4 protein-coding genes are annotated in these 2556 nt (G+C 69.8%); 1 reads left to right on the top strand and 3 read right to left on the bottom strand.

The features are described 5' to 3' along the window. Positions 1–261 (top strand): hypothetical protein (locus RTN46_RS15615; RefSeq protein ID WP_312182760.1); only part of this gene is annotated, 261 nt, incomplete at its 5' end. Positions 262–268: 7 nt separating this feature from the next. Here the strand turns inward: RTN46_RS15615 and RTN46_RS15610 are convergent. The 3 genes from RTN46_RS15610 to RTN46_RS15600 all read right to left on the bottom strand — a co-directional run. Next, complete coding sequence (locus RTN46_RS15610; RefSeq protein ID WP_312182759.1) at positions 269–1414, bottom strand: DUF6596 domain-containing protein; 1146 nt, start codon at positions 1412–1414, stop codon at positions 269–271. 6 nt (positions 1415–1420) lie between these two features. Then, on the bottom strand, positions 1421–1825 hold the full coding sequence (locus RTN46_RS15605) for a YciI family protein (RefSeq protein ID WP_312182758.1): 405 nt from the start codon (positions 1823–1825) through the stop codon (positions 1421–1423). 141 nt (positions 1826–1966) lie between these two features. Further along, on the bottom strand, positions 1967–2556 hold a 590-nt coding region (locus RTN46_RS15600), incomplete at its 5' end, for an FHA domain-containing protein (protein WP_312182756.1).

Genomic DNA, 2556 nt, shown 5'->3' with positions numbered 1-2556 from the left:
CCGGCGCGGTTCACCGGGACGGCAGTCCCCGGCGCTGCACTGTTCGGGCCGGAAGCCCTTGCTGGCAGGTCGGCGCAGGCCGCGCTGACGGTGGCTGGCCCCCGTGCCGGGATGCTGGGCACGGCACCGGCCCAGTCCCTGGGTGTGCGGTACGCGCCGGAACCGGTTCCCGGCGAGCCGCACCCGCTGGAGGCGTATTCGCGGCTGGCGCTGGAATTGGGCGGCTCGCTTGAGGAACGCCAGGCTGGGCCGGAAGGGTAATGGGCGCCTAGTTCCGCAACGTTGCGTTCAAGCGCGCGGCCTGTCGTGTGAGGTGGTCCCGTTCCGGGAGGTTGGACGCCAGATGCGCGGCCTCGGCGTACAGCCGGGCCGCCGTCGTCCGGTCGCCTCCGCGCTCCTGCAGATAGGCCATCGCGGCTGTGTAGCGCGGAAGTGAGGGATCAAGCTTAGCGACCTCGGCCAGACCTGCCTGCGGCCCGTCAGCCTCGCCCACTGCCACCGCACGGTTGAGCCGGGCCACCTGGCTGCCGGTCAGGGCCACCAGTTCGTCGTACCACTCGACAATCTGCACCCAGTCGGTTTCGCCGGCCGATTGCGCATCCGCGTGAAGTGCCGCGATGGCGGCCTGCGCCTGGAATTCCCCCACCTGGTCCCGTGCCAGCGCCCACTGAAGGACGTCAACTCCTTCGGCGATCATCCCGGTATCCCAGAGGCTTCGGTCCTGATCCGCCAGCGGTACCAGATCTCCGTCAGGGCTGGTCCGTGCCGGACGCCGCGCGTGGTGCAGCAGCATCAGTGCCAGCAGGCCCGCCACTTCCGGGTGCCGTATTCCTGCGGCCAGCTGCCGCGTGAGCCGGATCGCTTCGGCGGAGAGGTCGACGTCGCCCGAGTAGCCTTCGTTGAACACCAGATAAAGGACCCGCAGGACGGTGGCCACATCCCCCGGCGTCTCGAAGCGGACTCCTGCCACGGTCCGTTTTGCCCGGCTGATCCGCTGGGCCATCGTAGCTTCACCGACCAGGTAGGCATCGGCGATCTGCCGGGTGGTCAGCCCGCCTACGGCCCGGAGGGTCAGTGCGACGGCCGAGGACGCCGTGAGTGAGGGGTGGGCGCAGAGGAAGTACAGGGCCAGTGTGTCATCGGCGGCCCTGCCCGATTCCGGCGGAGGTTCTGCCTCCACCCGGAGTTCGCGCCGGCGCCGCGAAGCCTCTGAGCGTGCCGCGTCGAGGAACTTACGCCAGGCGACGGTGACCAGCCAGCCCATCGGGTCCCGCGGGGGACGTTCGGCCCAGGCCTGAAGCGCCTCGAGCAGCGCCTCCTGCGTGGCGTCCTCGGCCGCCGCGAAGCCGGCTCCGCGGCGGACGAGGACCGTGATTACCTGCGGCGTGAGCGTCCGCAGCAGGATCTCATCCACGAGGAGTCAGTCCGTGACCGTCGGGGCTTCGCTGAGGAACGGCCGGACTTCGATCCATTCCCGCAGCGGTTCGCCTCCGGCGCCGGGAGCGGCTGAGAGTTCACCGGCCAGCGCGACGGCGTGGTCATAGCTGTCGACGTCGATAGCCATCCAGCCGGCAATGAGGTCCTTGGTTTCCGCGAACGGCCCGTCAGTGACCGGCGGGCGTCCCTCGCCGTCGAACCGGACGAAGGTTCCCTCCGGTGACAACGCCTGCCCGTCCACCCACTGGCCGGCGGCTTCAAGCCGGGCGGAGAAGTCCCGCATGAACCGCATGTGCGCCGAGATTTCCTCCGGTGTCCACTGGTCCATTGGCGTGAACTGGGCTTCCGGCCCCCCGCGGTAATGCTTGAGCAGCAAGTACTTGGCCATGATGGTCTCCTTAGTTTCCTGGCGACACAGCCGGTGCGGCTGCATTCACTCCAAGGACGAAGCAGCGGACCGGTTCTCGACATCGGCCGGAATATTTCCGCCGCCGCGGCTGACGCACACAGGTTACAGGGCGACCACAGGTTACAGGGCGACGGTGAAGTGCCGGTCCCCGAAATAGACCGTGCTGCCCGCGGGGGCAAGGACCGGACTGTGCGCTTCCAGGGCCACGTGCCGGCCGTCCGGTGCCACCACCGAACTGCCGTTGGTGGAATTCCGGTCCGTGACCCAGAGTCCGGAGGCACCGTCCGCCTGCAGGTGCAGATGGGTCTTGGACACGGACCGCCCCATGTCCGCGAAGTCGATCAGCTGATCGGCGCTCTCCCCGATCGCCGGGGCAGGGTTACGTCCGAGGAGGGCCGTCCCGGCAACCCGGACGGTGGCGCCGTCGTCGAATGCCAGCCGGATGCCGGTGCCGCGCGAGCGGGAGACCACGCGGGTCATTTCAACGTCGTCGTTCTCCTCCTCCGCCGGGGCAGGAATGGCACCGGCGGGGATGCCGGCAGCTGCCGGGATGACGGGACGGGACGATGCGCCCGGGACACTGCTGATGGGCTCTGAACGGGCCGGTGCCTGTGCCGCCGGCACCCAGCCCCGCGCGGGCGCGGGCAGGACGCCGCCGTCACCGAGACTCCGGGCCGAGCCAGCGGGTGCGGCGGGGGCTGCTGCTGCGG

It is taken from the genome of Arthrobacter sp., from assembly GCF_031988865.1.
In the GTDB taxonomy this organism is placed as follows: Bacteria; Actinomycetota; Actinomycetes; order Actinomycetales; family Micrococcaceae; genus Arthrobacter_B.
The sequence above is the reverse complement of the archived record's forward strand: the minus strand, read 5'-3'. Positions and strand labels throughout refer to the sequence as shown.

Bases quoted from the DNA above. Each gene is read 5' to 3' on its own strand.
- RTN46_RS15605 (WP_312182758.1), bottom strand. From the start codon at position 1,825: ATGGCCAAGTACTTGCTGCTCAAGCATTACCGCGGGGGGCCGGAAGCC.